At 36.8% G+C, this 2,954-nt stretch carries 5 protein-coding genes; all 5 read left to right on the forward strand.

Going from position 1 to position 2,954, the window contains the following annotated elements; genetic code table 11:
- On the forward strand, nucleotides 1–236 hold a 236-nt coding region (locus WA010_RS10920; protein WP_422557146.1), incomplete at its 5' end, for a recombinase family protein.
- A 135-nt stretch (nucleotides 237–371) separates the two neighbouring features.
- Nucleotides 372–1,016 carry a hypothetical protein gene (locus WA010_RS10925; protein ID WP_422557147.1) on the forward strand — a complete coding sequence of 215 codons (645 nt, stop codon included), beginning with the start codon at nucleotides 372–374 and terminating at the stop codon, nucleotides 1,014–1,016.
- Between the two features lie 207 nt (nucleotides 1,017–1,223).
- Entirely contained in the window at nucleotides 1,224–1,814 is a 591-nt protein-coding gene (locus tag WA010_RS10930; protein ID WP_422557148.1) for a ParA family protein, read from the forward strand.
- Between the two features lies 1 nt (nucleotide 1,815).
- Nucleotides 1,816–2,085 (forward strand): hypothetical protein, encoded by a 270-nt coding sequence (locus WA010_RS10935; RefSeq protein WP_422557149.1) that lies wholly within the window; start codon nucleotides 1,816–1,818, stop codon nucleotides 2,083–2,085.
- Nucleotides 2,086–2,138: 53 nt separating this feature from the next.
- On the forward strand, nucleotides 2,139–2,954 hold an 816-nt coding region (locus WA010_RS10940; RefSeq protein ID WP_422557150.1), incomplete at its 3' end, for a DnaB-like helicase N-terminal domain-containing protein.

A 2,954-nucleotide genomic window follows, 5' to 3' on the forward strand; every position in this document is an offset into this window, starting at 1 on the left:
CCCTACTCCTCTCCGTCATGGGAGCATTCGCAGAGTTTGAAAGATCCTGGAACAAAGAGCGTCAACGTGAAGGAATTGAGTTGGCAAAAAAACGTGGTGCTTATAAGGGAAGAAAGCCCGCCCTTTCATCCGAACAGATTTTAAAAATAAAAGAATTAGATAAAACGGGAGTGGCAAAGTCGAAGATAGCCCGCGAGTTTAATGTCACCCGACAAACAATTTATTCAGTTCTTTAGTAGATACAAAATCCCCTAAATATATTATTTAACTTTTATAAGTTATCTTAGTTAATAAACTATAATAACTTATAAAATACTAGCCCACTTTTGGGTTTAGTATAAGGTAAAATATCACAAAAATACGGAGGGTATATGTTTACATTCTCACATTATAAAAATTCCGGATATGCTTCTGCGAATCAAGGATATTACTCAAAATTGAAAAAACTTGGTGTGAATGTGAACCAATCATTACCAAAAATTACTGCTCAACAAGTGAATAAATTTCTTGATGAAGATTATAGTAGTTTTTTTGATCCTTTCCCTGTTGCCCCAGTTGCGTCATGCTCATATTTATGTGGTCACGATCCATTGGTGGTTGGGCTTGAAAAATTATTTGGTTGCAAAGCATATACAATATATGGTTATGTCAAAACACCTATAAAAAATTATCACTATTTTGATGATGTTGGGGTTAGACGTGCTTTGTCTGGTGAGATATTTAGCAGCCACCACGCTTGGTTCCAATTTGAGAATGGACAGCTTCTTGATCTGGTATTTATGAATACACTAAGGGTCGCGAATAAATTATTAGATGTGACTGAGAATAAATTCGAATTTATTCTCTCAGAGGATGGATCAAATGTTGGGACTCCGACTGACTTATCAATTGTTGAGGAAATAACACCTAACTCTTACTTTCGATATGTACCAATGTTCCATGGAAAAATGTTTAATAATTCAGACCTAATGGCAAGAGCCATAGCAACTAATAATATGGTAGGATGGATATCGTAATATTTTTTTGATGCTTAAATTACTTTAATAAGTTATTTAACTATAATAACGTAAATAACTTATTAATGATTATTCCCCTTAAATCTGCACCCTATATTTTTAAATTACCCAATATTATACATTTTGTTAAAAAACTTATTTAACTTACTTGACTTTAATAACTTATTTAACTATAATAACGTAACTAACTTATTAAAGGGGCATTTTATGGAAATCTCGGTTATGAATTTTAAAGGTGGCCAAGGCAAAACTTCTATAGCTTTAAATCTTGCATATTCATTTGATTATGGGATTGTAGCCAATGAGACCTACTCGGTACTCAAAAATCATTTGGACAGCAATCATCTATTGATTACTACCGAAGCAATACCGGCAGAGCTTGATGATGTGATCTACGATTTCGGCGGCGGCATTACCAAACACATGGCGGCAGTTCTCAAGAGATCCAACGTAATCATAATTCCGTTCATCGTCGAGCAGGCGAACGTCGAAGTAACCATTGAGGCGATCAACTCTGTGCTGCCATTGAATAAAAATATCATCCTCGTACCAAACAAGATCAAGGAAAGTGACAAAGATTATCAAGTGCTCCTCGACACGATCAAGGAATTTGGCTTCGATCATCTTCCAATTTGTCCGATCCGTTCATCGATGGCATTACAAAACATTTTCACAGAGCACAAAACCATCGAGCAAATGCAGAAAGAGGGCGGTTTGAATGGTTTCAATTACCGCAAAGTCACAGAGGACTTTAATAACTTAGTAAAGTTAATTAATACGACGAAAGGAGATAAATAAAATGGCTTTCAAAGGCTTAAAAAAAGGTGACGAAAAAGCACCTGTCAATCACTTCGAGGCAATCAACGAGAACGATAAAAGCAGTAGCCAAATCGGACGTCCAAACGTTGACGCCTACCAAAAACAGAATCAGCGTGTACAGTTTTATATCTCCCAAGAAATGATTGATGTTCTTTCACCAATCGCATTCCAAAATGGCTGCAAGGATGTGACTGCTTACGCGAAGAAACTTCTCATTGATGAATTTGATAGAGTTAAATCACTTAAATAGGTTAATTAACTAACATAAGTTAAATAAGTTAAACTACACAAGGATACTAAAATATGTACGAAGAAAACGATATCACTGCCAATCTAGCGTTTGAGCGAAGTGTCTTATCCTCATTAATTTTTGAGCCATCACAATTTAATGATGTGTCAAAGACTTTAACATCGGAACACTTTTATTTGCAGTCGCATAAAGATATTTTTACTGCGATGAAGAATCTTACTCTTGCAGATAAACCCATTGACGAAGAATTCATTCGCTCTGAGTGTAACAGAGCAGGGCGGTTCGATGAGCGGACTATGATTGAAGTATTAACAACAAACCCGATTTCAAACATTCAACCGTATATTGACGAACTAACTAAATATCGGGATCGAAGAACACTTTTTCAGCTATCTACGGAGTTTAAGCGTGCGGCACAAACCGAAGATCCAATTCACGCGGCTAAAGAACTGATTTTAGCCATGGAAGAGGGGATGAATGTTGATCGACGATTGCCCCAACCAACAAACCATGAAGAAATCGAAGAAAAAGAAGCCGAGTTTATCCTTAAAGATTGGTTGCCTATCCCGAAAAATACGGTTTCTCTCGTTACTGCACCCGGTGGAAGCGGGAAGACATGGATAATTTTACAAATCGCGGCGCGATACTGCCTCGAAGAAAAAGATGGAAGAGCTTTCCTATGGCTCTCAGAAGACCCGCTAAGCCTTTCAAAGTCTAGGCTCAATAAAATCCTCGCAAAAGTAATTAAAACGTCTCAAAATGGCCTTAAAATTGATTTAGCTAGTGATGCTACACCTCATTTACTCAGCTTTGCTCATAACAAGGTGGCAATTGACCCGATTTGGCATGACATCAAAAAAATATTCGAG

The sequence above is a fragment of the Sulfuricurvum sp. genome (genome assembly GCF_049305995.1).
In the GTDB taxonomy this organism is placed as follows: domain Bacteria; phylum Campylobacterota; class Campylobacteria; order Campylobacterales; family Sulfurimonadaceae; genus Sulfuricurvum.

What these genes read in the sequence shown, in the direction of transcription:
- WA010_RS10930 (WP_422557148.1), top strand. Translation starts at nt 1,224, where the DNA reads ATGGAAATCTCGGTTATGAATTTTAAAGGTGGCCAAGGCAAAACTTCT.
- WA010_RS10935 (WP_422557149.1), top strand. Translation starts at nt 1,816, where the DNA reads ATGGCTTTCAAAGGCTTAAAAAAAGGTGACGAAAAAGCACCTGTCAAT.
- WA010_RS10925 (WP_422557147.1), top strand. Translation starts at nt 372, where the DNA reads ATGTTTACATTCTCACATTATAAAAATTCCGGATATGCTTCTGCGAAT.